20 protein-coding genes are annotated in these 21,659 nt (G+C 71.7%); 10 read left to right on the top strand and 10 right to left on the bottom strand.

Features of this window, described 5'->3' with window-relative positions:
- Positions 1-72 precede the first annotated feature (72 nt).
- A complete protein-coding gene (locus ACYVP9_RS23015) occupies positions 73-1,707 on the bottom strand; it encodes a Rieske 2Fe-2S domain-containing protein (protein WP_460607327.1) in 1,635 nt (544 codons plus the stop codon).
- Positions 1,708-1,792: 85 nt separating this feature from the next.
- On the opposite strand from ACYVP9_RS23015, the gene ACYVP9_RS23010 reads away from it, so the two are divergent.
- On the top strand, positions 1,793-2,083 hold the full coding sequence (locus ACYVP9_RS23010) for a DUF2631 domain-containing protein (RefSeq protein ID WP_460607326.1): 291 nt from the start codon (positions 1,793-1,795) through the stop codon (positions 2,081-2,083).
- A gap of 6 nt (positions 2,084-2,089) precedes the next feature.
- Here ACYVP9_RS23010 and ACYVP9_RS23005 read toward each other — a convergent pair whose 3' ends face one another.
- The gene (locus ACYVP9_RS23005) at positions 2,090-3,025 is read right to left on the bottom strand and encodes an acyl-ACP desaturase (protein WP_460607325.1); all 936 of its coding nucleotides are present in this window, start codon (positions 3,023-3,025) and stop codon (positions 2,090-2,092) included.
- A gap of 124 nt (positions 3,026-3,149) precedes the next feature.
- On the opposite strand from ACYVP9_RS23005, the gene ACYVP9_RS23000 reads away from it, so the two are divergent.
- The gene (locus ACYVP9_RS23000; RefSeq protein WP_460607324.1) at positions 3,150-3,791 is read left to right on the top strand and encodes a DM13 domain-containing protein; all 642 of its coding nucleotides are present in this window, start codon (positions 3,150-3,152) and stop codon (positions 3,789-3,791) included.
- Here ACYVP9_RS23000 and ACYVP9_RS22995 read toward each other — a convergent pair.
- A complete protein-coding gene (locus ACYVP9_RS22995; protein WP_460607323.1) occupies positions 3,778-4,998 on the bottom strand; it encodes a saccharopine dehydrogenase family protein in 1,221 nt (406 codons plus the stop codon). The genes ACYVP9_RS23000 and ACYVP9_RS22995 overlap by 14 nt on opposite strands.
- A 134-nt stretch (positions 4,999-5,132) precedes the next feature.
- Between ACYVP9_RS22995 and ACYVP9_RS22990 the strand changes: the two genes are divergently transcribed.
- From ACYVP9_RS22990 to ACYVP9_RS22980, 3 genes are read left to right on the top strand one after another with little or no spacing between them, the layout of a single operon-like run.
- Positions 5,133-6,740: an APC family permease gene (locus ACYVP9_RS22990; protein WP_460607322.1), complete on the top strand. Its 1,608-nt coding sequence runs from the start codon at positions 5,133-5,135 to the stop codon at positions 6,738-6,740.
- 45 nt (positions 6,741-6,785) lie between these two features.
- Positions 6,786-7,256, top strand: a complete 471-nt coding sequence (locus ACYVP9_RS22985) for an Lrp/AsnC family transcriptional regulator (RefSeq protein ID WP_460607321.1) — start codon at positions 6,786-6,788, stop codon at positions 7,254-7,256.
- Positions 7,253-8,653, top strand: a complete 1,401-nt coding sequence (locus ACYVP9_RS22980; RefSeq protein WP_460607320.1) for an aspartate aminotransferase family protein — start codon at positions 7,253-7,255, stop codon at positions 8,651-8,653. The genes ACYVP9_RS22985 and ACYVP9_RS22980 overlap by 4 nt, the downstream gene beginning before the upstream one ends.
- Positions 8,654-8,789: 136 nt before the next feature.
- Here ACYVP9_RS22980 and ACYVP9_RS22975 read toward each other — a convergent pair whose 3' ends face one another.
- The gene (locus ACYVP9_RS22975; protein ID WP_460607319.1) at positions 8,790-9,251 is read right to left on the bottom strand and encodes an SRPBCC family protein; all 462 of its coding nucleotides are present in this window, start codon (positions 9,249-9,251) and stop codon (positions 8,790-8,792) included.
- 24 nt (positions 9,252-9,275) lie between these two features.
- Between ACYVP9_RS22975 and ACYVP9_RS22970 the strand changes: the two genes are divergently transcribed.
- On the top strand, positions 9,276-10,214 hold the full coding sequence (locus ACYVP9_RS22970) for an NAD(P)/FAD-dependent oxidoreductase (RefSeq protein ID WP_460607318.1): 939 nt from the start codon (positions 9,276-9,278) through the stop codon (positions 10,212-10,214).
- A gap of 54 nt (positions 10,215-10,268) precedes the next feature.
- Here the strand turns inward: ACYVP9_RS22970 and ACYVP9_RS22965 are convergent, their stop codons facing one another.
- Together ACYVP9_RS22965 and ACYVP9_RS22960 are read right to left on the bottom strand one after the other, a co-directional pair.
- On the bottom strand, positions 10,269-10,820 hold the full coding sequence (locus ACYVP9_RS22965) for a DUF2231 domain-containing protein (protein ID WP_460607317.1): 552 nt from the start codon (positions 10,818-10,820) through the stop codon (positions 10,269-10,271).
- Between the two features lie 86 nt (positions 10,821-10,906).
- Positions 10,907-11,416, bottom strand: coding sequence for an Lrp/AsnC family transcriptional regulator (locus ACYVP9_RS22960; RefSeq protein ID WP_460607316.1), 510 nt, complete (start codon positions 11,414-11,416; stop codon positions 10,907-10,909).
- A 68-nt stretch (positions 11,417-11,484) separates the two neighbouring features.
- On the opposite strand from ACYVP9_RS22960, the gene ald reads away from it, so the two are divergent.
- The 3 genes from ald to ACYVP9_RS22945 all read left to right on the top strand — a co-directional run bounded on the left by ald (position 11,485) and on the right by ACYVP9_RS22945 (position 13,711).
- Positions 11,485-12,609, top strand: coding sequence for an alanine dehydrogenase (gene ald / locus ACYVP9_RS22955; protein WP_460607315.1), 1,125 nt, complete (start codon positions 11,485-11,487; stop codon positions 12,607-12,609).
- Positions 12,610-12,815: 206 nt separating this feature from the next.
- On the top strand, positions 12,816-12,998 hold the full coding sequence (locus ACYVP9_RS22950; RefSeq protein WP_460607314.1) for a hypothetical protein: 183 nt from the start codon (positions 12,816-12,818) through the stop codon (positions 12,996-12,998).
- Positions 12,995-13,711, top strand: coding sequence for a DUF2470 domain-containing protein (locus tag ACYVP9_RS22945; protein ID WP_460607313.1), 717 nt, complete (start codon positions 12,995-12,997; stop codon positions 13,709-13,711). The genes ACYVP9_RS22950 and ACYVP9_RS22945 overlap by 4 nt, the downstream gene beginning before the upstream one ends.
- 17 nt (positions 13,712-13,728) lie before the next feature.
- On the opposite strand, the gene ACYVP9_RS22940 is transcribed toward ACYVP9_RS22945, so the two are convergent.
- The gene (locus ACYVP9_RS22940) at positions 13,729-14,988 is read right to left on the bottom strand and encodes an aldehyde dehydrogenase family protein (RefSeq protein ID WP_460607354.1); all 1,260 of its coding nucleotides are present in this window, start codon (positions 14,986-14,988) and stop codon (positions 13,729-13,731) included.
- Between the two features lie 89 nt (positions 14,989-15,077).
- Positions 15,078-15,731 carry a TetR/AcrR family transcriptional regulator gene (locus ACYVP9_RS22935; protein WP_460607312.1) on the bottom strand — a complete coding sequence of 218 codons (654 nt, stop codon included), beginning with the start codon at positions 15,729-15,731 and terminating at the stop codon, positions 15,078-15,080.
- Between the two features lie 112 nt (positions 15,732-15,843).
- Here ACYVP9_RS22935 and ACYVP9_RS22930 point away from each other — a divergent pair, with 112 nt between their 5' ends.
- Positions 15,844-17,448, top strand: coding sequence for an MFS transporter (locus tag ACYVP9_RS22930; protein ID WP_460607311.1), 1,605 nt, complete (start codon positions 15,844-15,846; stop codon positions 17,446-17,448).
- Positions 17,449-17,501: 53 nt separating this feature from the next.
- On the opposite strand, the gene ACYVP9_RS22925 is transcribed toward ACYVP9_RS22930, so the two are convergent.
- Positions 17,502-19,502 (bottom strand): S9 family peptidase, encoded by a 2,001-nt coding sequence (locus tag ACYVP9_RS22925; protein WP_460607310.1) that lies wholly within the window; start codon positions 19,500-19,502, stop codon positions 17,502-17,504.
- Positions 19,499-21,652 carry an FUSC family protein gene (locus ACYVP9_RS22920; RefSeq protein WP_460607309.1) on the bottom strand — a complete coding sequence of 718 codons (2,154 nt, stop codon included), beginning with the start codon at positions 21,650-21,652 and terminating at the stop codon, positions 19,499-19,501. The genes ACYVP9_RS22925 and ACYVP9_RS22920 overlap by 4 nt, the downstream gene beginning before the upstream one ends.
- Between the last annotated feature and the right edge of the window lie 7 nt (positions 21,653-21,659).

The raw sequence follows: 21,659 nt of genomic DNA, 5'->3' as shown, positions 1-21,659 counted from the left end.
GGAACGACGGCGGCGTTTCGTCGATCAGTGACGCTTGGCGAGCCCCGTGGCGTCACCCAGCGAGGAAAGCCGTCAGGCGGTCTCGGACTCGGACTCGTGGTGCCCGGTGTGCACGCGGTCGGACTCGTCGTGGGCGGACGGCGCCGGCGCGGCCAGCCCCTCACCCACCGGCGCGCTGCGGATGTCGTGCCCCACCGAGGTGAGGCACTTGCCGTCGCTCAGTCGCCATTTCCAACCGTGCATCTGGCAGGTCATCACGCCGTCCTCGACGGTGCCGAAGCGCGACAGGTCGGCCTTGAGATGCGGGCATCTGCGTTGGATCTCCCAACCCTCGAGCTCGATGGTCTCGGCGGCCTGCTGGGTGTTCTGCTCGAGGAACCAGCCCTCGGCGTAGTTCAACCGTTCGTCCGACAGGCACTTGAAGAAGACGTAGACGAACTCGTTGTAGGGCCCGATGCGCTGGGCGGAGAACCGGCAGGACAGGAACAGCGAGTTGACCCAGTCGATCTCGTGCTCGGCGATCAGCTGCTCGACGTACGCCCGGCGGGTGCGGAACCGGTAACGCACCTTCTCGCCGTCGTAGGCGCTCACGCGGCGGGCCACGAAGTCGATGAGCACGTCGACATCGCCGCGCTCGGCGTCCTCGAGGGTGAAGCGCACTCCCCCGTCGATGCCCTTCGCGATGTGCACCGACTCCTCGAGCAGCGGCGTGAACCACTCCTGCAGCGCGGCCAGGACGTCGATCTCGGGGTGCGCCCAGGTCTGTTTGATCGCCTCGACCTCGGGCTGCCGCCGCGCCTGCATGTCCTTCAGGTAGGCCAGCTTGGTCTCGTTCGACGCGTAGATCGTCTCGGGCTCGTACGGGTGGGCGACCGGGCACCCGTCCTCGTCGAGCGACGCGACCGACCCCGGCAGCAGCAGCCGGCCCTCGTCGTGGCCGTGCTCGCGCAGCCAGTCGAGGTACACGGTCTGGTCGGGGAAGATGTTCGACTCGTCGCCGAACGCGTCGTTGAAGCCCCACAGCTCCTCGTCGAGGAAGCACGGCGGGCCCGCCGTCGGGAACACGTACGTGGCGTCGAGCTCCTCGATGTAGCGCAGCGTCCGGTCGAACTGCCGCTGCCGCTTCGTGAGCCCCATCGCCGCCTTCGCACGCTGCGGCAGCTCGTAGACCATCGGGAACCAGATGGCCCCGGAGAACTGGATCAGGTACCCGTCGACCGGCCCCAGCTCGCGGAACGCCGACAGCTCGGACGGACGGGCGTCGTTCTGGTTCAGCACCCGGTGCGTGCCGTCGGACAGCCACAACGACGAATCACCGATGGGGCCGTCGGTCGGGGACGTCAGCGCCTGGATCATGACGTCGAGGCCGTCGACGTTCACCACCTCGCCGGACGGCGGCTTGACGAACGACGTGAACCCGCAGTCGCGCAGGGCGTCCTCGAGCTCGGACGTCGGGAACTCGGGCAGCAGCACCGTCGTCGACTTCGACACGTACTTGCGCAGGTGCTCGGGGTCGTAGTGGTCGCGGTGCAGGTGCGACACGAAGAGGTAGTCGGCCCGGCCGAGCGCGTCCCAGTCGAGCCCCGAGTTGTCGGGGAACGGGAACCACGACCCGAAGTAGGCCGGGTTCACCCAGGGGTCGGTGAGGACGGTGCCGTGGGCCGTCTCGATGAGGACGCTCGCGTGGCCGCATCCGGTGATCCGCATGCCCTCACGGTAGCCATGGGCGGGGGTGCCAGAATGACGGTGTCGGCGGACGAGCGCCGGCGAGCACCGTGACAGGAGCGTTTCCGTGGCCAGTCAGACCCAGGGCACCAGCGAGGGCACCGGCATCCAGACCGGCAACGAGCACGGCAGCGAGCTGCAGCGCGTCGAGGAGCGCCCCGAGATGTGGGGCTGGCACGGCGAGTTCCCCCGTGCCACCGTCATCGGCGGCTGGGCGACCTTGATCATCATGCTGCTGATGATGACGTCGACCCACTACAACGAGCAGGGCACGCTGTTCCTCGGCCTGACGGCGATCGCGCTGTTCGTCGGCCTGCTGTGGGAGCGGCGCCGCCGCAAGAACGCCTGGCGGTCCTGACCCCGGTCAGGCCCGGGCGGCCGCGCGCTCGCGCTGCCGCTCCCGCTTCTCGACGAACCGGGTCGCCTGCGCGTCGAGGGCGTCGACGAAGGCGGCAAGTTCGTCACGTGCCTGCTCGCCCTCGGGCCCGAGGTCGTCGCGGCCGAACACCTTCCAGAACCGCAGCACCGGGGCGATGACGTCGTCGTGGTGCAGCCGCAGGTCGTAGATGCCCGCCTTGGCGATCGTCGCCGAGTTGCGCAGGAAGTTCGGCATTCCCTGGCCCGGCATGCGGAACCCGACCACCTCGTCGCGGATGGCGCACATGGTGGCGTCCGGCGCCCGGTCGAGGGCCGCCGCGACCAGGTTGCGGTAGAAGACCATGTGCAGGTTCTCGTCCGCCGCGACGCGGGCGAGCAGCTGCTCGGCGAGCGGGCACCCCGCGGCCGCGCCGGTGTTGCGGTGCGACACGCGCGTCGCGAGCTCCTGGAAGGACACGTACGCGACCGCCTGCAGGGCGGTCTTGTCCCCGGAGTCGTAGCCGGCCTGCATGTGGGTCATGCGCAGGTTCTCCAGCTCGACAGGGTCGACGCCGCGGGTGACGACCAGGTAGTCGCGCAGCGCGATGCCGTGACGACCCTCCTCGGCCGTCCACCGGCCGACCCACTCGCCCCACGCGCCGTCGCGTCCGAACCGCGTGGCGATCTCGCGGTGGTACGAGGGCAGGTTGTCCTCGGTCAGCAGGTTGACCGTCATGGACACCTGCGCCACCTCGTCCAGCGGCGAGTCCTCGGGCCGCCAGTCCTCGCCGCCGAGGAACGCGAAGTCCCGGCCGCGGCTCCACGGCACGTAGTCGTGCGGATGCCACGGCTTGGTGGTGCGCAGGTGTCGCTCGAGGTTCTCGGCGACCACCGGCTCCAGTTCGTGCAGCAGGCGGGCCTCGTCGGTGAGCAGAGCGGTCATGCGGTACCTCGTCCCGTTCGTCCGTCGCAACCTACGGTACCGTAGGTTAGCTGGGAATTCAGAGTGCGGGGCCGGGGTACTGCTACCCGTGCCACGTCGGGTCCCCTCGCCCTACCGTCCCTGCATGAGCAGACGCCGCAAGGTCCTCCTGGGCATCGCCGTCGTCCTGGTGCCGGCCGTCGCGTTCGGCCTGTACTGGTTCCAGCCGTGGAAGCTGTGGGTCGACGAGCGGGTCGACGAGGCGCTGCCCAGCGTCGTCGCCCAGCTGCCCGCCACTCCCCCGTCGAGCAACCCGTCGAGCGCGCCCGGGACCGCCACGCCGACGTCCATACCGACGTCCACCCCGATGTCCGCGCCGTCGTCCGCGCCGTCGTCCGCCGCTCCCGGCGCGACCGAGGTCTCGAAGCCCGAGGCGCGCATCCTGTCGCGCGGGTCGCTCATCAGTCACGAGCACGACACCCGCGGCGCGGTCAGCATCGTGCGCCAGGCGGACGGGTCCCGGGTGCTCGTGCTCCAGGACCTGGACACCAGCAACGGACCGGACGTCGAGGTGTGGCTGACCGACGCGCCGGTCATCCCGGGCGAGAAGGGCTGGTACGTGTTCGACGACGGCGCCCACGTCAGCCTCGGCGACCTCAAGGGCAACCTCGGCAACCAGGTCTACCGGATCCCCGACGACGTGAGGCTCGACCGGTACACGAGCGTCTCGTTGTGGTGCGCCCGCTTCGACGTCAGCTTCGGCGCCGCCGAACTCAGAAGTGCGTAGACACTTCCTGGATCCCCCACGGCGAGCCGTAGTCGCCGGCGAGCAGATCGAGGAACGGCTGCGCGTCGAACGCCTCGGGCCCGAGCACGCCGGCACCCGTCCACACGCCGGTCGCGAGCAGTTCGAGCGCCACGACCGGGTTGACCGCCGTCTGCCAGACGACGGCCTGGTGACCGTATTCGCTCATCGACCAGCCGTTGTCGACGACGTGGTACAGGTACGTCGAGCGGGGGTTGCCGTCCTTGCCCGTACCGGTGACCCACAGCCCGGCGCACGTCTTGCCGGTCATCCGGTCGCCGAGCGAGGCCGGGTTCGGCAGGCAGGCCGCGACCACGTCGCGCGGTGACACCTCGACCTCACCGACCCTGACCGGCTTGGTCGAGGCGAGCCCGAGTTTCTGCAGCGTCTTGAGCACGTCGATGAACTCGTCGCCGAGTCCGTACTTGAAGGTGACCCGCTTGGCCTCGACCCAGCGGGGCATGAGCAGCACCTCCTCGTGCTCGACGTTCACGCACTCGACCGGCCCGATGCCCTCGGGGAAGTCGAACACCTCGGGCTCACTGAAGGGCTCGGTCGTGTACCAGCCGCGGTCCTTCTCGTAGACGACCGGCGGGTTGAGGCATTCCTCGAGCGTCGTCCAGATGGAGAACGACGGCGCGAACTCGTAGCCGTCGACCTCGAGGTTGGCGCCGTCACGCACCCCCAGCTCGTCGATCTCGGAGAACAGGTGGTCGGCCGCGTACCGGGCGAAGACGTCCGACAGTCCCGGCTCGACCCCGATGCCGACCAGCGCCAGCTTGCCCGAGGCCTCCCACTCGGACGCGAGCGCGAACTGCTCGTCGCCGAGCTTGACGCCGGGCTTCGAGAACGGCTCGTCCGGGTGCGGTTGCGACAGCGACATCGCCATGTCGAGGTAGTGGACGCCGGCCGCGAGCGCGGCGGTGAAGATCGGCATGGTGAAGCGGGGGTCGGTCGCGCCGAGCACCGCGTCGACCCGTGAGTCGCGCAGCAACGCCTCGACCGCGTCCTTGTCGGACGCGTCGACGCGGGCGGCGACGAAGCGGTCGTCGCTGAGCGCGGACACGACTCGTTCGGAGCGGGCGCCGTCGTAGTCGGCGACGACGACGTGCTCGGCGAACGGGCGGCGGGCGAGGATCGCGGCGGCGGCGGACCCCACTCCGCCGGCGCCGAGGATCAGGATGCGCATCGCCCGAACCTAGCCCGCATGGTGTGCGAAATCCACGCCTCGCGGGCCGTTACACGGCGGAAACCCTTGCATCGCAGACTCTCGCCTGCGATAAACGCAGCAATGCACCAACAGGATGGGGGCACGCAGTGACGGTGCTGGACCGACAGGACCCGCAGGGACCGCCGACCAAGGGACTCAAGACCGGCGCGCTCGGCCTGACGTCGAGCGTCGTCATCGGAGTGGCGTCGACAGCGCCCGCGTACAGCTTGGCCGCGACGCTCGGCTTCGTCGTCGCGTTCGTGGGACTCCAGGCGCCGATCATCGTGGCGCTGGCCTTCGTGCCCATGCTGTTCGTCGCCATCGCCTATCAGGAACTGAACAAGGCCGACCCCGACTGCGGCACCACCTTCACCTGGGCCACCCGGGCGTTCGGCCCCAAGACCGGCTGGATGGGCGGCTGGGGCATCATCGCCGCCGACGTGCTGGTCATGGCCAGCCTCGCGCAGGTCGCGGGCCAGTACCTGTTCCTGCTGTTCGACGCGAAGGGCATCGGCCGCAACGCGGTCAGCGGCTGGGTGCTGCTCGTGGGCATCGGCTGGATCGCCGTCATGACGCTCATCTGTTACATCGGCGTCGAACTGTCGGCCTGGCTTCAGAAGATCTTCCTCGTCCTCGAGATCATCGTCCTGCTGATCTTCGCGGGCACCGCGCTGTGGAAGGTCGCCGCCGGCACGGCGGGTCCGCAGGCCATCGGCGTCTCCTGGGACTGGTTCAACCCGTTCGCGGTCGAGGACTTCTCCTCGTTCGTGCGCGGCCTGATCCTGATGCTGTTCATCTACTGGGGCTGGGACAGCGCCGTGGCCGTCAACGAGGAGACGGCCGACCCGACGAAGACGCCCGGGCGTGCGGCGGTGCTGTCGACCGTCCTGCTGCTCGTCACCTACGTGCTGCTGACGCTGTCGAGCCAGTCGTTCGCCGGGACCGGCGACAGCGGCATCGGGTTGAACAACAGCGACAACGCGAACGACATCTTCAGCCCGCTGGGCGAAGCGGTGTTCGGGTCGGGCACCTACGGCTCGATCATGACGCACCTGCTGCTGTTCCTGGTGCTGACCTCGGCGGCGGCCTCGACCCAGACGACGATCCTGCCGACGGCGCGCACCACGCTGTCGATGGCGGTGTACAAGGCGCTTCCCGACTCGTTCTCGCGCACCCACCCGCGCTTCCTGACGCCGTCGGTGTCGACCGTGGCCTTCGGCGTCGTCTCGATCGTGCTGTACGCGGGCCTCAACTACGCCGGCACGGACGGTCTGGTCATCAGCGACTGCGTGACCGCACTGGGCATGATGATCGCCTTCTACTACGGCCTCACCGGCTTCGCGTGCACCTGGTACTACCGCCACAACCTCATGAGCAGCCCGCGCAACTTCGTCTTCCAGGGCCTGCTGCCCTTCCTCGGCGGCCTGATCCTGCTGGGCGCGCTCATCTGGTCGATCAAGGACGCCTGGCTCGCGCCCTCCGACGTCAGCTCCAGCTACACCGGCTGGACGCTGCCGTGGGACTCCGAGCGCACCATCGGCGGCGTCTTCCTGATCGGCATCGGCAGCTTCGTGCTCGGCGCGATCCTGATGGTCGTGTGGTGGGTCAAGGCACCCGACTTCTTCAGCGGCCGGACGCTGAACAAGAACACCCCGACCCTCGTCCCGGACCCCGACGTCGCGCCGGGTTCGCCGACATCCCCCACGAAATCCATCGTCTGATAGCGTGCACAGCACGAAATCAGTGACTCGAAGGGACGTTCGGCGATGACCTCGTCAGCGCGTGGCGCATTGGACGACGTCTCCCGCGCGATCATCGAGCAGCTGCAGGAGGACGGCCGCCGTCCGTACGCGGCGATCGGCAAGGCCGTCGGGCTCTCCGAGGCGGCGGTGCGGCAGCGGGTGCAGAAGCTCGTCGACAGCGGCGTCATGCAGATCGTCGCCGTCACCGATCCGATGCGCACCGGCCTCGGTCGGCAGGCGATGATCTCGATCTCCACGTCCGGGGACGTCGAGCGTGTCGCCGCGACACTGAGCGCGATCGACGAGGTCGACTACATCGTCGTCACCGCGGGGTCGGTCGACCTGCTCGCCGAGGTCGTCGTGACCGACGACGCCCACCTGCTCGAGCTCGTGAACGCCCGTATCCGCACCATCGAGGGCGTCGTGCGCACCGAGTCCTTCGTGTACCTGAAGCTCGTCAAACAGACGTACAACTGGGGAGCGAAACAGTCATGACCACCACGCCCATCGAGACCAGCGGAGCCGCCGGCGATCCCGGCGCGCTGGCGGCGAAGGCCCGCGAGCACCTGTGGATGCACTTCACGCGGATGTCGAGCTACGCGACGGCGCCGGTACCCGCCATCGTGCGGGGCGAAGGCGCGCGCATCTTCGACGACCAGGGTCGCAGCTACCTCGACGGCCTCGCCGGCCTGTTCGTCGTGCAGGCCGGCCACGGCCGCGAGGAGCTCGCCCGTGCCGCGTACGACCAGGCGCGCGAGCTCGCGTTCTTCCCGCTGTGGTCGTACGCGCACCCACCGGCCGTCGAGCTGGCCGACCGGCTCGCCTCGTACGCGCCCGGCGACCTCAACAAGGTCTTCTTCACCACCGGCGGCGGCGAGGCCGTCGAGACGGCCTGGAAGCTGGCGAAGCAGTACTTCAAGCTCGTCGGCAAGCCGATGAAGCACAAGGTGATCAGCCGGTCGATCGCGTACCACGGAACCCCGCAGGGAGCGCTGTCGATCACCGGCATCCCCGACGCGAAGAAATACTTCGAGCCGCTGGTGCCCGGCGCCCACAAGGCGGCGAACACCAACTTCTACCGTGCTCCCGAGCACGGGGACGATCTCGAGGCGTTCGGGCGTTGGGCCGCGGACGAGATCGAACGCGCCATCGAGATGGAGGGTCCCGACACCGTCGCGGCCGTGTTCGTCGAGCCCGTCCAGAACTCCGGCGGCTGCTTTCCGCCGCCGCCCGGGTATTTCGAGCGGTTGCGCGCAATCTGCGACCGGCACGACGTGCTCATGGTGTCGGACGAGGTCATCTGCGCGTTCGGCCGGCTCGGCACGATGTTCGCCTGCGACAAGTTCGGCTACGTGCCCGACATCATCACGTGCGCCAAGGGCCTGACCAGCGGCTACTCCCCCATCGGCGCCGCGATCATCAGCGACCGCGTGGCAGAACCGTTCTTCCAGGGCGACGCGACGTTCCCGCACGGCTACACCTTCGGTGGCCACCCGGTGTCGGCCGCGGTGGCGATGAAGAACCTCGACATCTTCGAGCGCGAGGGCCTCAACCAGCACGTGCTGCAGAACGAGGGCGCGTTCCGCGCCACCCTCGAGAAGCTGTACGACCTGCCCATCGTCGGTGACGTCCGCGGCGACGGCTACTTCTACGGCATCGAGATGGTCAAGGACAAGCAGACCAAGGAGATGTTCACCGACGACGAGGCCGAGCGCCTGCTGCGCGGGTTCCTGTCCAAGGCGCTGTTCGAGGCGGGGCTCTACTGCCGCGCCGACGACCGCGGTGAGCCGGTCATCCAGCTCGCCCCGCCGCTGATCATCGGCCAGCCGGAGTTCGACGAGATCGAGCAGATCCTGCGTTCGGTTCTCACGGAGGCGTGGGCGCGGCTCTAGACGCCCGCGCCATCACGGCGGTCCGGCGTCCACGGGGGGACGCCGGGCCGCCGTCCCCGTGTGAGCCCGTCCCGCTTCCCGGCTCGACCGGCTGTGCACACGCCGGCGCGCCGCGACCACCTCGGCCGGGGAGCGGTCAGCCCGCTTCGGCGATGCGCTTGAGCGCGGCGAGAGTGGCCGGGATTCCGGCGTGGGCGGCGCGGGTGCGTTGCTCGATCTGCGCGTCCGCCTCGTCGCCGTACCGCTCGCGGAACATCGCGAGCCCGGCGTCGCGGAACTCCCAGGTCTCGGTGAGGCGGGTGCCGCCGTCCGTCGGTTCGAGCAGGTAGTTCCACTCGACGAGCCCGTCGGCGACCTGCCAGCCGAAGCGGCGTCCGCGATCGGCCGCGACGACGGTCGAATGCGTCGACCATTCCCGTCCGGCGTCCTCGTTGTGGCCGGTGAAGCCGTCGCCGACCCGCCCGGTGGCGCCCTCGTCCCACTCGCAGCGTCGGCAGATCGGGCTCCACTCGCCGGTGCGCGTGATGTCCGAGACGAGGTCGTAGACGGCCTCGGGACCGACGGCGATGTCGATGGACTCCTGGTGCGTACGGGCCATGATCCGGACAGTAACGTCCGCGTCGTGACTGCTGCACGCGTGACCGTCGTCGGTGCCGGTATCGCCGGGGCGGCCTGCGCGGCGGCGCTGCGCGAGCACGGGTTGGCCGTCGACGTCGTCGAGCGCGGTCGCGCGCCGGGCGGCCGCATGGCCTCGCCGTCGGTGCAGGGCCGGCGCGTCGACCTCGGGGCTGCCTACCTCACCGTGAAGGACGACGGCTTCCGCAACGTCGTCGACGGCTGGTCGCGCCGCGGTCTCGTCCGTGAGTGGACGGACACCTTCGCCGTCGTGGGTCCGGACGGGCGGACGTCCAAGACCGGGCCGGTGCGCTACGCCGCGCCCGGTGGCCTGCGCTCGCTCGTGCGCGATCTGCTGCCCACCGGCGGCACCGAGGTCGGGTCCGGACGCGAGGTGGACTCGCTCGGCGAGCTCGGAGCGGACGCGGTGGTGCTCGCGATGCCCGACCCGCAGGCCGCGCGACTCGCACCGGACGCTGCCGACTGGGTCGAGTACGAGCCCGTGATCGCGGTCGCCGCCGCATGGGGCGAACGCCACTGGGGCGCCCTCGACGCGGCCTTCGTCAACGACGACCCCGACCTCACGCTCGTCGCGGACGACGGCTCCCGCCGGGGCGACGGCGCTCCGGTGCTGGTCGCGCACACCACCGCCGACCGGGCGCGACAGCACCTCGACGACCCGGCCGCCGCGGTCGTGCCGGTGCTTGCCGCGCTGCAGCGCCTGCTCGGCACGGCCGAGCCGCCGCGCTGGACCCACACGCACCGCTGGGGCCTGGCCAAGCCGGTCGGCACCCACGGGGACGACCCGTTCGGCCTGGTGGAACACGACGGACGGCTGCTGGGCCTGGCGACCGACAGCTGGTGCCCGGAGGGCTCCCCGCGCGTCGAGTCGGCGTGGCTGTCGGGCATGCGCCTCGGCCACGCGGTCGCCGATCGCCTCGGCTGACCCACCGCGCAAGAACCGACGCGACCCCGGGAGGGGACCCCTCAGCTGGCCACCTCAGCTGCCGCTGCCACCCCAGACCGCCTGCGCCCCGGAGTCGCCGATGCGGACGAGCTGCACGACGGTGATCACCGAGACGACGACCGCCACGGCGGCGACGGCGTAGGTGAGCGCCGTCGGCAGCGCGGTGGTGGTGGCCCGGGTCGCCGTGGCGGTGCCGCCACCGGAGGCCGGAACGGCGGCGTCCGCGGGCGTGGCCGCGTCATTGCGGCGACCGATCCACCACACGGCGGCCGAGAACACGAACAGTGCGATCGCGAGGTAGAGGAAGGTGTCGCCGAGGTCGGCGTGCTTCTCGATCTTCTCGGCGAACGGGCTGCCGTCCTGGCCCTTGGTGAGCTTGTCCTCGAGCCACTCGCCGGCGTTGGTGGTGACGGGAGTCAGCACCAGCACGACGAGGCAGGTCAGCGGAGAGATGAAACCGAGTTTGCGTCGGGCTGCGGGCCACACCGCCGACAGGATCGTGAACAGCGCCCCCAGCGGCGCGAGCACCACGATCGCGTGGATGAGCAGGACGTGGGCGGGGATGCCGTTGATCGTCGTGAGCATGCGTCACCTTCGCTGGTGGGTTCGGGGTCGACCGCTGTAGGAAACGTTCGCGGGTGGCGATCGGTTCAGTTCCCCGTCCGCATCGGTCACGGGACGACGCGGGCCTTCACGTGGTCGAAGATCAGGTTGGTCTCGGTCAGCGCGACGTCGGGGTTGGCACTGAGGTTCTCGACGACGAACTGGCGCAGGTTGCCGGTGCCCGTGGCCGCGATGTGCACGTGGAAGTCGTCGGCACCGCCGAGGAAGAACACGTCGAGCACCTCGGGCAGTTCGGCGATACGTGCCATGAACTGCGGGATGTGGCTGCGCGCGTGCGACTGCAGCCGCACCGCGATCATCGCCTGCAGGGGTCGGCCGAGCGCCGCCGGGTCGACGTCCGCATGGAAACCGCGGATCACCCCCCGCTCGCGCAGGGCCCGGGTGCGGGCCAGGCAGGTCGACGGCGCGACGCCGGCCCGCGCGGCCAGCGCGTTGTTCGGGATGCGGGCGTCCTCGGCCAGGGCGCGGACGATGCGCGCGTCGATCGCGTCGAGCGGCAGAACATCCTTCGCCGCGGGCGCGACGAACAGCGGTTCGGACGTATTTCCGCGTGACATGAACGCAATCTACAGAATCTTCTGCAGACCTGTGGTCCGAACTCCGCGCATACTTCATCCTGTTGGCCATGAAGGTAGGCGTTCCCCGCGAGGTCAAGAACAACGAGTTCCGCGTCGCCATCACGCCGGCAGGCGTGCACGAGCTGGTGCGCAACGGGCACGAGGTCGTGGTCGAGCACGAGGCGGGTGTGGGCTCGTCCATCCCCGACGAGGCGTTCGTCGCCGCGGGCGCGCAGATCCTGCCGACGCCCGAGGACGTGTGGGGCGCCGCCGACCTCGTCCTCAAGGTCAAGGAACCGGTCGCCGAGGAGTACCCGCGGATGCACATCCGCGGCAAGGACCAGGTGCTGTTCACCTACCTGCACCTCGCCGCCGACAAGGCCTGCACCGACGCGCTGCTGAGCGCGGGGACCACCGGCATCGCCTACGAGACCGTGCAGCTGGCCGACGGCTCGCTGCCGCTGCTCGCGCCGATGTCCGAGGTCGCCGGCCGGCTCGCGCCGCAGGTCGGCTCGTACCACCTGATGCGCCAGGGCGGCGGTCGCGGCACCCTCATGGGCGGGGTTCCCGGCGTGTACGCCGCGAAGGTCGTCGTCATCGGCGCCGGCGTGTCCGGCCAGAACGCGGCCGCCATCGCCTTGGGCATGCAGGCCGAGGTGCTGCTGCTGGACAAGAACGTGGCCCGGCTGCGCCAGATGGACGCGATCTACCAGGGCCACTGCCAGACGGTGGCGTCCAACGCCTACGAGGTCGAGAAGGCCGTCCTGGACGCCGACCTGGTCATCGGCGCCGTGCTCGTCCCCGGCGCGAAGGCCCCGACGATCGTGAGCAACGAGCTGGTGTCGCGGATGAAGCCGGGCTCGGTGCTCGTCGACATCTCGATCGACCAGGGCGGCTGCTTCGAGGACTCGCGGCCCACCACGCACGCCGAGCCCACCTACCGGGTGCACGACTCGGTCTTCTACTGCGTCGCGAACATGCCCGGCGCGGTGCCGCACACCTCGACCTACGCGCTGACCAACGTCACGCTCCCCTACGCCGTCGAGCTGGCGAACCGGGGCTGGCGCGACGCGCTGCGCGCCGACGCCGCGCTGGCGCCGGGCCTCAACACCCACCAGGGACAGCTGACCAACGCTCCCGTCGCCGAGGCGCACGGCTACGACGCGGTCGCCGTCGCGGACGCCATCGGCTGACCGTCCCCGCACCTCCGCGAAGCCGTCGCTTCGCGGCCGCCGTCGCGCGCTTCCCCCGGGCGCGGGCGGTGACGCCGCTCATGGGTCGCGCGCTCGCGAGGCCCATGGGCGGGTTCTCGCCCACCGGCGAGTCCGGCGCTGCCTCTGGCCAAGGACCGGTCGATCTGATTAGGGTTGCCTAACCTAATCAGCACGAGGAGGCCACGATGCCGATCAGCGCGAGCACGGTCCGGGGACTGCAGCGCGAACTCGTCCTGCACGCGTCCGACGGCGAGCACGCCGCCGAGCGCGCGATGCGCAGGGCCGACCGCCGCGAGACCGACGAGGTCTGCCGGCACCTGCTCGGTCGCCGGCACGACCTCGTGCCCGCGGCGCGGGAGGCCTCGTGACGACGACCGGCGGACGGGAGACCCGGCCCGACGCCGCCCTGGACGCACTCGTGCTCGACGCCCGTGACGCGCTCGCCCGCTCCGCGGGCGGAACCCTGCACCTCGTCGGCACCCGTTTGGACGTGTCCGGGTGCGGGCCCGACACGTCCGCCTCGTTCTACGACGACGGCGGTGTCCCGACCTTCTTCGCGCCTGCCGACTCCCCCGTCGTCGCCGCGGCCCGCGCCGGTACGCGGGCGGTCCTGAGCGTGCCGCTGGGTCCCGGCGCCGTCGACGGCGCCGACACGCTGGTGCTCGCGGGCTGCCTCGAGGCCTGCCGCGAGGAGGAGGCCGGCGCCGTGGTGGTCGTGACGCTGCGCCTGAGCGCGGTCGTGCTCGAACGCGACACCCCGCCGGCACCGGTCAGCCACCGCATGCTGCCGCTCGGACGCTGGGCGTCGGCCGACCCCGATCCGGTGCGGCGGACGGCGCGCCAGCTCGTCGAGCACACGAACGACGCGCACGCCGGGGAGCTGCGGCGCTTCGTGGCCGGCCTGCGGGGGGTCGGCGAGCACGACGTCGTCGCCGCCGAGATCGCCGACCTCGACGCCGCCGGCTTCGACCTGCGCTGGATCGACGAGCGCGGCGCGCACACGTTGCGGGTGCGCTTTCCGCACAGCGCCGGCTGTCCGGGCAGCCTGGTGACCGCGCTGCGCTCGGCCCTGCTGTCCTGACCCGTGGGTCTGCGGATCTACGCGGGGACGACCACGTGCTGGCGCAGGTACAGGTCGTTGAACGTCACCGGCCCGCGCGGTCCCGGCATGTGGTCGACGTTGATACCGGTCTCGGGCACGTCGTACAGCTTGAACCCGTCGAGCAGCCGGGTGGTCGCGTTCCAGAACGCTCCCGTGCCCGCGTAGAGGTCCAGGAAGCGGGCGGCCACGCCGGCGTCCTCGGTGACGATCGTGGCCGCGAGCCCGGACGTCTCGCGGTTGGCGAGCCGCGCAGCCGCGGCCGCGTCCGCCACCGCGGCGAGGGTCACCGTGGCCTCGCGACCGTCGTCGAGCGCCCACTCGTGGCCGATCGGCAGCCCCGTCGCACCGGCGTCGACCACCTCGACGCCGAGCCCGCCGAGCGTGTCGCGAACGACCGGCGCGAACCGGTCGAAGACCTCGTCGGCGACGAGGGCGAGGTTGAGCCGGTTGCACACGCCGAGCCGGTCGACCCCCTCGCGCAGCAATCGCTCGAGCGTGGCGAGGTCGGCGGCAGCGTCGACGTACATCACGCCGCCGCCGTCGGCGTGCGCGAGCGTGCGGACGCCGTGGCGGGCGGCCTCGGCCCCCAGCGTGGCGGTGGTCTCGCCGCTGCCCCGCAGGATCACCAGCCGCATCAGGTCCGGCTGCCGCACCAGCGCCGAGGCGAACTCGCGTCCCGGCCGCCCGATCAGCTGCACGGCGGACGGGTCGATGTCGGCGGCGGCGAGGGCGGGAGCCACGACCTCGGCCACGAGCACCGACGCCGAGCGCAGCGCCGCCGATCCGGTGCGCAGCACCCCCGCGTTGCGGGACTTCACCAGCTGCGAGGCGACGTCGACGGTCACGTTCGGACGGGCTTCGTAGTTCACGCCGATGACCCCGACCGGACGGCGGCGCTCGAGCAGCCGCAACCCGCCCGGCAGCTCGCGGACGGGCACCTCGCGGACCATCGGCGCCGCCGCGGCGAGACGGTGCAGCCCGTCGGCCAGCACGGTGAGCCGGTCGTCGCCGAGCCGGAGCCGGTCGAGCAGGGCGGGGCTCATGCCGTCGGTCTCGGCGGCGGCCACGTCCGCCTCGTTGGCCGCGGCGATGATGGTGCGGGCGCTGCGCAACCGGTCGGCCATGCCGCCGAGCGCGGCGGCGAGCTGGTCGTCGGACGCTGCCGCGATGCTCTCGGCCCCGGCCGAGGCCGCCTCGGCGTGACGCGCCACGACGGCGTCCGGGCTGTCGGTCGCGTCCGGGCTGTCGGCGTTCATGCTGTCGGCGTTCATGCTGTCGGCGTTCGGGCTGTCGGCGTCGTCCGGGCTGTCGGTGGCGCTGGTTGCCGTGGTCACGGGCGACGAGACTACTGAGCCACCGTCGAGACGTGCTTCGGGGCACCGAAGCGCAGGCCGTCGAGCAGCAGTTCGACGATGCGGGTGGTGTGGCCGGTGCCGCCGGAGGCATCGGCCGCCATGCAGATGCCGCTCATGGCCTGCATGAGGTCCATCGGGTCGACGTCGGGGCGTATCTCGCCGGCCTCGACGGCGTCGCCGACCAGCAGCCGCAGCGATCCGCGGATGCGGTCGCGGCTCTCGGCGAACAGCGGGGTGTCGGGGCCGAGCGCCGCCTTCAGCGCCATGGCCATGCCGCGCTTGCGGGCGACGTAGACGACGAACGCGCGCATCCAGTCGGCCAGCGCCTCGACCGGTTCGCGGGTGGACCGCAATTCCTCGACCTGGTCGCACAGCGTCTCGACCTCGCGGCGGTAGACCGCCTCGAGCAGCACCTCCCGGGTCGGGAAGTGCCGGTAGAGCGTGCCGATGCCGACGCCCGCCCGCTTGGCGATGTCCTCGAGCGGGGCTTCGGCGCCGCGCTCCTCGAAGGCCTCGGCGGCGGTGGCGAGCAGCAGATCGCGGTTGCGCGCCGCGTCCGCACGCATGCGCTTCCCGGGCTTGCACGCGCCGGCGTCCGGCGCCGACGGCGCCTCCCGCTCGGCCTGCTCCACAGACCCCGACACAACGACCTCCGAGAATGGACTTGCACAAGCGGAGGAACCCTCCGTATTGTTCTTCGTACCGGAGGATCCATCCGTTTCACCGAATGCTACTACTCGTTCCGAGGTACCGCTCGTGACCGCATCGTCGCTCGACACCAGCCGAGACACCGCCACCACAGACGACTCCATCACTGTTCCCGGCTCGCAGCCGTTCGACCCGCTCGCCCCCGACTACGTTCCCCGCGCCGACCGTGCCGAGGGGTACGAACGCCGCCGGCTGCCGGGTTTCCTGCGCCCCCGTCCGGGCGCCAAGCAGGGTCTGGTGCTCACCCTGATCCTGGTCGCGCAGCTCATGGTCGTGCTCGACGCCACGATCGTGAACATCGCGCTCACCGACATCCGCAACGCCCTCGGCTTCTCTCCCGAGGGACTGTCGTGGGTCATCAACGCCTATACCCTCACCTTCGGCGGGCTGCTGCTGCTCGGCGCCCGCGCCGGCGACATCCTCGGCCGGCGGCGGGTGTTCCTGTCCGGCATCGCGCTGTTCACCCTGGCCTCGCTGGCCGGCGGGTTCGCCCAGTCGGAGGCCGAGTTGCTGCTCGCCCGCGCCGTCCAGGGCGTCGGCGGGGCGCTGGCCTCGCCCACCGCACTCGCGCTGCTCATGACCATGTTCCCCGGTGCCCGTGAGCGCACCCGGGCCATCGGTCTCTACACCGCGGTCTCCATCGGCGGCGCCGCGGTCGGCCTGGTGGCCGGCGGCATGCTCACCGAGTGGCTCTCCTGGCGGTGGGTGCTGTTCGTCAACGTGCCGATCGGTGCCGTGCTGCTGCTGTTCGCCCTCCCGTCGCTGCCCGAGACCCCGCGCAACCGGGGCCGCTTCGACCTCGTCGGTGCGCTGACGTCCACGCTGGGCATGGCCTCGCTGGTCTACGGGTTCGTGCACGCGGCGTCCGACGGCTGGTCCGACCCGACGACGCTGGCCGCGTTCGCCGCGGGCGTCGTGCTGATCGCCGGGTTCGTCGTCACCGAGACCCGCGCCGCGTCGCCCATCACCCCGCTGCGGCTGTTCGCCGACCGCACCCGCGCCACCGCCTACGTCGGACGGCTGCTGCTCGTCGCCGCCATGATGGGGATGTTCTTCTTCCTCACGCAGTTCCTGACCGGCGTGCTCGGGTACAGCGACCTGCGCACCGGGTTCGCGTTCCTGCCCATCCCGCTCACGGTGTTCGCGGCCTCGCAGTTCTCGGCCCGCGTGCTCGTCGAGAAGGTGGGCGTGCGCCGGCTCATCCTCATCGGGCTGAGCTTCTCGACCCTCGGCATGGTGTGGCTGACCCAGTTGCACGCCGACAGCGGCTATCCCTCGCTGGTCGCGCCGCTGATCACCTTCGCACTCGGCAACGGGCTGGCGTTCGTGCCGCTGACCACCGCCGCACTCGACGGGGTGGCCCCGCAGGACGCGGGCGCCGCATCCGGTCTCGTGAACGTGATGCAGCAGGTCGGCGGCTCGCTCGGCCTGGCCGTGCTCGTCACCGTCTTCGGCTCGGCCACCCGCGACGCCGCGCGAGACCTGCCGGCCGGCCTCAGCCCCGACGAGGCCGCACGGACGGTCTTCGTCCACGGTGCCGACACCGCGTTCTGGATGTCGGCCGCGTTCCTCGCCGCCACGTTGTTCCTCGTCGCGGTCGTGATGAAGCCGCGCGCGAAGCAGCCGCAACCGCAGTTGGCCCTCGCCGACTGAGCACTGCCCGTCCGGACGGGGCGCGACCTGCAGGTCGCGTCCCGTTCGCGCGTCTACAGCAGGTCGGTCGGAGTCCAGTGCCGGCCCAGGACGTGCTGGGCGCAGAAACCGAGCACGACGTCGTACCAGATCTCGGCGTTCGCGGGACTCAGCACCCAGTGGTTCTCGCCGGTCAGCTGCAGGAAGCGGTGCGGCAGCGTGGTGGGGTCGCCCGCCCACCGTTCGACGAGGTCCCACCACAGCCGCAGGGCCTCGCTGATCGGCACGCGGTAGTCGCGGTTGCCGTGGACGACCAGCATCGGGGACGTGATGTTCTCGCCGCTGTTGTGCGGCGAGTACTGCGCGTACCAGTCGGGGTGATCGGCGAGCCGTCCGAAGATGCCGGTCTTGAAGTCGGCGGCGTCGGTGGTCGCGTGCTGCTGGTCGAGCGCCCACAGTCCCGCGTGGGTGACGATCGCAGCGAACCGGTCGGTGTGCCCGGCGATCCAGTTCGTCATGTAACCGCCGAACGAGGCCCCGAGCAGGGCCACCCGCGCGGCGTCCGTGTCGGGACGGGCCAACACGTGGTCGAGCACCCCCTCGACCTCGCGCCAGACGACGTCGGCGCGGTACGGCCACGCCCGCTCGAGGCAGCCGTCGCCGTAGCCGGTCGACATCGCCGGGTCGGGCAGTACGACCGCCCACCCGTGTGCAACCGCGACCCACGGGTTCCAGCGCCAGCTCCACGCGTTGTAGGAGGCGAACGGGCCGCCGTGGATCCACTGCATCACCGGCACCGGCTCGTGCCCGGCACCCGCGGGTAGGAAGAGCCAACTGTGCACGGGCGTCCCGTCGACGTCGACCCAGAACTCCTCGACCTGCCCCGGCAACGGCGGCGTCGGCGCGGGTGTCGACAGCGGCGTCGCCTCGCCGCTTGCGGTGTCGATGCGCACCGGGAACGGCGCCTCGGTCATCGTCGTGCGCAACGCGTAGAGCGAACCGTCCGGGGACGGGCACAGGCTCGAGTGCACGGCGTCGGACGACAGTTCGCGCACTTCTGCGCTTTCTGCGTCGACCACGACGAGGCCGCCCCGGCCGTGGAGGTCTCCGCTCACGAACAGCGTCGACGAATCGGGCGACCACACCCACTCGGTGGGCATGAGGTCGCCGAGCGCGACGTCGGTCGCGGCACCGTCGAGCGTGTGCAGCTGCAACGTCACCCGTGGCGGGGCCTCGAAAGTGGCCTGCCGCTCCAGCGTGACGGCGACCCGCGACCCGTCCGGGGCGATCCGCGCGCCGGCGTACTCGTGCCCGTCCGGCGCGGTGCGCACGGTGTGCTGTCCGGACGCGAGGTCGACGAGCGCGTAGCAGTCCAGACGGCGGCCCCGCGGTGCCCGGCGGCGCCAGCTCGTCACGGCGGTCGCGCCGTCGGACGTGATCGAGTACGCCGCGGCCTCGAGCTCGGTGCTCGCCTCGGGCGCCAGGTCGACGTGCTCGCCTGCCACCGGGTCGAGCCGCAGCACGCGCGGCGAGCGGTCGCCGAGCTCGTGGTCCCACAACCTGATCGGCATGCCCGTGTGCAGGATCGCGGTGATGCCGCGGTCCTTGCGGACCTTGCGTCGCGCGGCGTCGTCGCCGTGCGGCGTGGTGTACGCGAGCCGGCTGCCGCTCGCGAGCACCGTGCCGGCGGACGACGCCACCACGGGGCCGCCCAGTCCTCCCGGGTGCCGCGTGACCACCCAGGGTTCGCCGGACGGGCCCAGCGCCCACAGCGCCGCGCCGTCCGCGGCGTCGTCCTCGGCCGGGTCCGGTCGCGACGAGGTGAACAGCAGCGTGCCGTCCGGCAGGAAGGCGGGCGACGACTCACCCTCGTCCGACCGGGTCAACCGCACCGGCGCACCGCCGTCCAGCGGGATCTCCCACAGCGCGGAGACGTACGAGGCCCCCTTCGCGTCGGGTTGCTGCCGGACGGCCACCAGGCGCGACCCGTCCGGGGAGAGGGCGAGCGAGGTCAACCGCGGCAGCGCGGTGTAGGCGGCGAGATCGGCGTACGCGTCGGACTGCGGCGGGGTCACCCCTCGACCGTAACCGGGGCGGTGTCACCGTCCGCGCGCTGGCGGCGCAGCTCCGCGGCGAGGGTGTCGAGCGCGTTGGTCACCCGGTCGGTCGACTCGTCGAGCACGGCCAGGGTCTCGGTGTCGACCCGGTCCGCGACCGCGGCGAGCGCCTCGTCCCGCACCGCCCGGAGCCGGCGCAGTGCGACCGGCCGTCCCCGCTCGACCCCGTCGGCCAGCGTGTCCAGACCGCTGCCCACCGCGGCCACGAAGCCCTCGAGCAGCGGCATCGCACCGGCCTCGCGCAGCGGGCGTCGGACGGTGTCGATCTCGAGCACCGCGTGCACGAGCCGGTGGCTGTTCGCGAGCACGGTGCGGCCCAACTCGACCGTTCGCGGCGCCGGTACCGGTTCGGCCACGGCGCGGTCCAGCGACGCCTGGGCGTTCGTCCGAGCGAGCCGGGCGGCGTGGCGGGCGGCCTGCAACCGGGCCCGGTCGGCATCGCTGCCGTCGGCGTCGGCGGCCAGCACGGCGTCGACGTAGTCGCGGTAGGCGCGCAGCAGGGCCGCGCACCGCGCGGGCAGGTACTGCCGTTCCCAGGCGGGCAGCACGAGCACCGCCAGCACCGCGATCGCGCCACCGGCCAGGGTGGCCACGGCGCGGGCGACGACGGTGTCCTGCGCGGGCACGCCCTGCACCTGCAGCAGGACGACGACCAGCGCCGACAGGCTGATCGCGGTCAGCCCGACGTTGCCGGGCCCGGCGAGCCGCATGCCGAACGCCGCCACGCCGATGAGGGCGACGTGCCACCAGTCGCCGCCAGGGACGAAGTGCACGAGCGCCGTCGCGACGAGCAGCCCCACGACCGTGCCCGCGGTGCGCATGACCCCGCGCTGCAGGGTGGCACCGAAGTCCGGGCGCAGCACGACCAGCAGGGTGAGCGCGACCCAGTAGCCGCGGTCGATGCCCAGCAGGCGGACCACCGCGTCACCACCGGCGACCACCACCGCCAGGCGCACCGCGTGCCGCAGCACCGCCGAGTCGGGGGTCAGGTTCGCGCGCACGACGTCGAGCGGGTCGCGCAGGTCGACGGTGTGGTCGCGCCGTCCCTCGATCGCGCCGGTGCCGGTGCTCTCGACGACGGCGCGCAGCTGACCGCCGAGCGCGCGCAACCTGGCCGCGGTCGCCCGGCGGGTGGGCACGCCGGGGGCGTCGGCGCTGTCGACCAACCGGGACTGCGTCGACGCGATGCCCGCACGGGCGCGCGACAGCACCTGCTCGTCCACCGAGCGGCCGGCGGTCAGGGCGTCGGCGAGCTCGTCGAGCACCCCGGCCGCGGTGGCGATGGCGCCACGGGTCAGGCCGGCCAGGATGGGATTGCCCTGGCCGGCCAGCCGTTCGGCGGACGCGACCAGCGCGATCAGTTCGCGGCGGATGCGATCGGCCTCGTCGAGCAGCACCCGGTAGGCCTCGACGCTGGGGCCGTGGTCGTGCCCGAGGCCGTAGAGCACGGCACGGGCGGCGGCCAGGCTGTCGCCCGCGGGTGGTCCGACGACGGTGCCGGGTTGCGCCCGCGCGGCGTGCGCGATGTCGCGGTAGAGGGCGGCGAGGGCGTCCCGCTCGGGACGGTGGCGTCCGAGCGGCCACGCGGCGACGGCGAGCAGCGTCTGTCCCGCACCGCCGGCGAGCACGAGCAATCCGATGTGCACCGCCGCCCCCGGCGGCTCGGGCAGGTGACCGAGCACGAGGGCCGACGCGGTCGTGGCGATGCCGAACTGCGTCGCGCTGGGGCCGGCGGACAGCAGCAGTCCCGCGCCGAGTGCGAGTACGAACAGCAGCACCACCGCGAGCCACGCGGTGCGCGAGCACAGCACGGCGAGCGTGCTGGTGGTCGCCGCCGCGGTCGCGACGCCGAGCATCCGAAGCATGCGCAGCCGGTACGGCCCCGGGCGGTCGGCGAACCCGGTCTGCAGCGCGCCGACGGTGGCCGCGAGCCCGAACCCGGCGTGACCGGCGACGGCGCCGATCGCGAGCGGCGCCGCGATGCCGACGGCGTTGCGGAACGCCACGACCGGGTCCGACTGGGTGCGGTCGAGCTTCAGCGCCTGCCGCAGCAGACCGCCGACGGACGTGCGCGCGAGTGTGGCCCGCGAACCGTCCGTGGTGGTCATCCGTGGG

The sequence above is a fragment of the Jatrophihabitans fulvus genome (assembly GCF_054781375.1).
This window is presented reverse-complemented; position numbering and strand designations above follow the sequence as displayed.

Bases quoted from the DNA above. Each gene is read 5' to 3' on its own strand.
- ACYVP9_RS23015 (WP_460607327.1), bottom strand. From the start codon at position 1,707: ATGCGGATCACCGGATGCGGCCACGCGAGCGTCCTCATCGAGACGGCC.
- ACYVP9_RS23005 (WP_460607325.1), bottom strand. From the start codon at position 3,025: ATGACCGCTCTGCTCACCGACGAGGCCCGCCTGCTGCACGAACTGGAG.
- ACYVP9_RS23000 (WP_460607324.1), top strand. From the start codon at position 3,150: ATGAGCAGACGCCGCAAGGTCCTCCTGGGCATCGCCGTCGTCCTGGTG.
- ACYVP9_RS22995 (WP_460607323.1), bottom strand. From the start codon at position 4,998: ATGCGCATCCTGATCCTCGGCGCCGGCGGAGTGGGGTCCGCCGCCGCC.
- ACYVP9_RS22985 (WP_460607321.1), top strand. From the start codon at position 6,786: ATGACCTCGTCAGCGCGTGGCGCATTGGACGACGTCTCCCGCGCGATC.
- ACYVP9_RS22980 (WP_460607320.1), top strand. From the start codon at position 7,253: ATGACCACCACGCCCATCGAGACCAGCGGAGCCGCCGGCGATCCCGGC.
- ACYVP9_RS22975 (WP_460607319.1), bottom strand. From the start codon at position 9,251: ATGGCCCGTACGCACCAGGAGTCCATCGACATCGCCGTCGGTCCCGAG.
- ACYVP9_RS22965 (WP_460607317.1), bottom strand. From the start codon at position 10,820: ATGCTCACGACGATCAACGGCATCCCCGCCCACGTCCTGCTCATCCAC.
- ACYVP9_RS22960 (WP_460607316.1), bottom strand. From the start codon at position 11,416: ATGTCACGCGGAAATACGTCCGAACCGCTGTTCGTCGCGCCCGCGGCG.
- ald (WP_460607315.1), top strand. From the start codon at position 11,485: ATGAAGGTAGGCGTTCCCCGCGAGGTCAAGAACAACGAGTTCCGCGTC.
- ACYVP9_RS22950 (WP_460607314.1), top strand. From the start codon at position 12,816: ATGCCGATCAGCGCGAGCACGGTCCGGGGACTGCAGCGCGAACTCGTC.
- ACYVP9_RS22940 (WP_460607354.1), bottom strand. From the start codon at position 14,988: ATGAACGCCGACAGCCCGGACGCGACCGACAGCCCGGACGCCGTCGTG.
- ACYVP9_RS22920 (WP_460607309.1), bottom strand. From the start codon at position 21,652: ATGACCACCACGGACGGTTCGCGGGCCACACTCGCGCGCACGTCCGTC.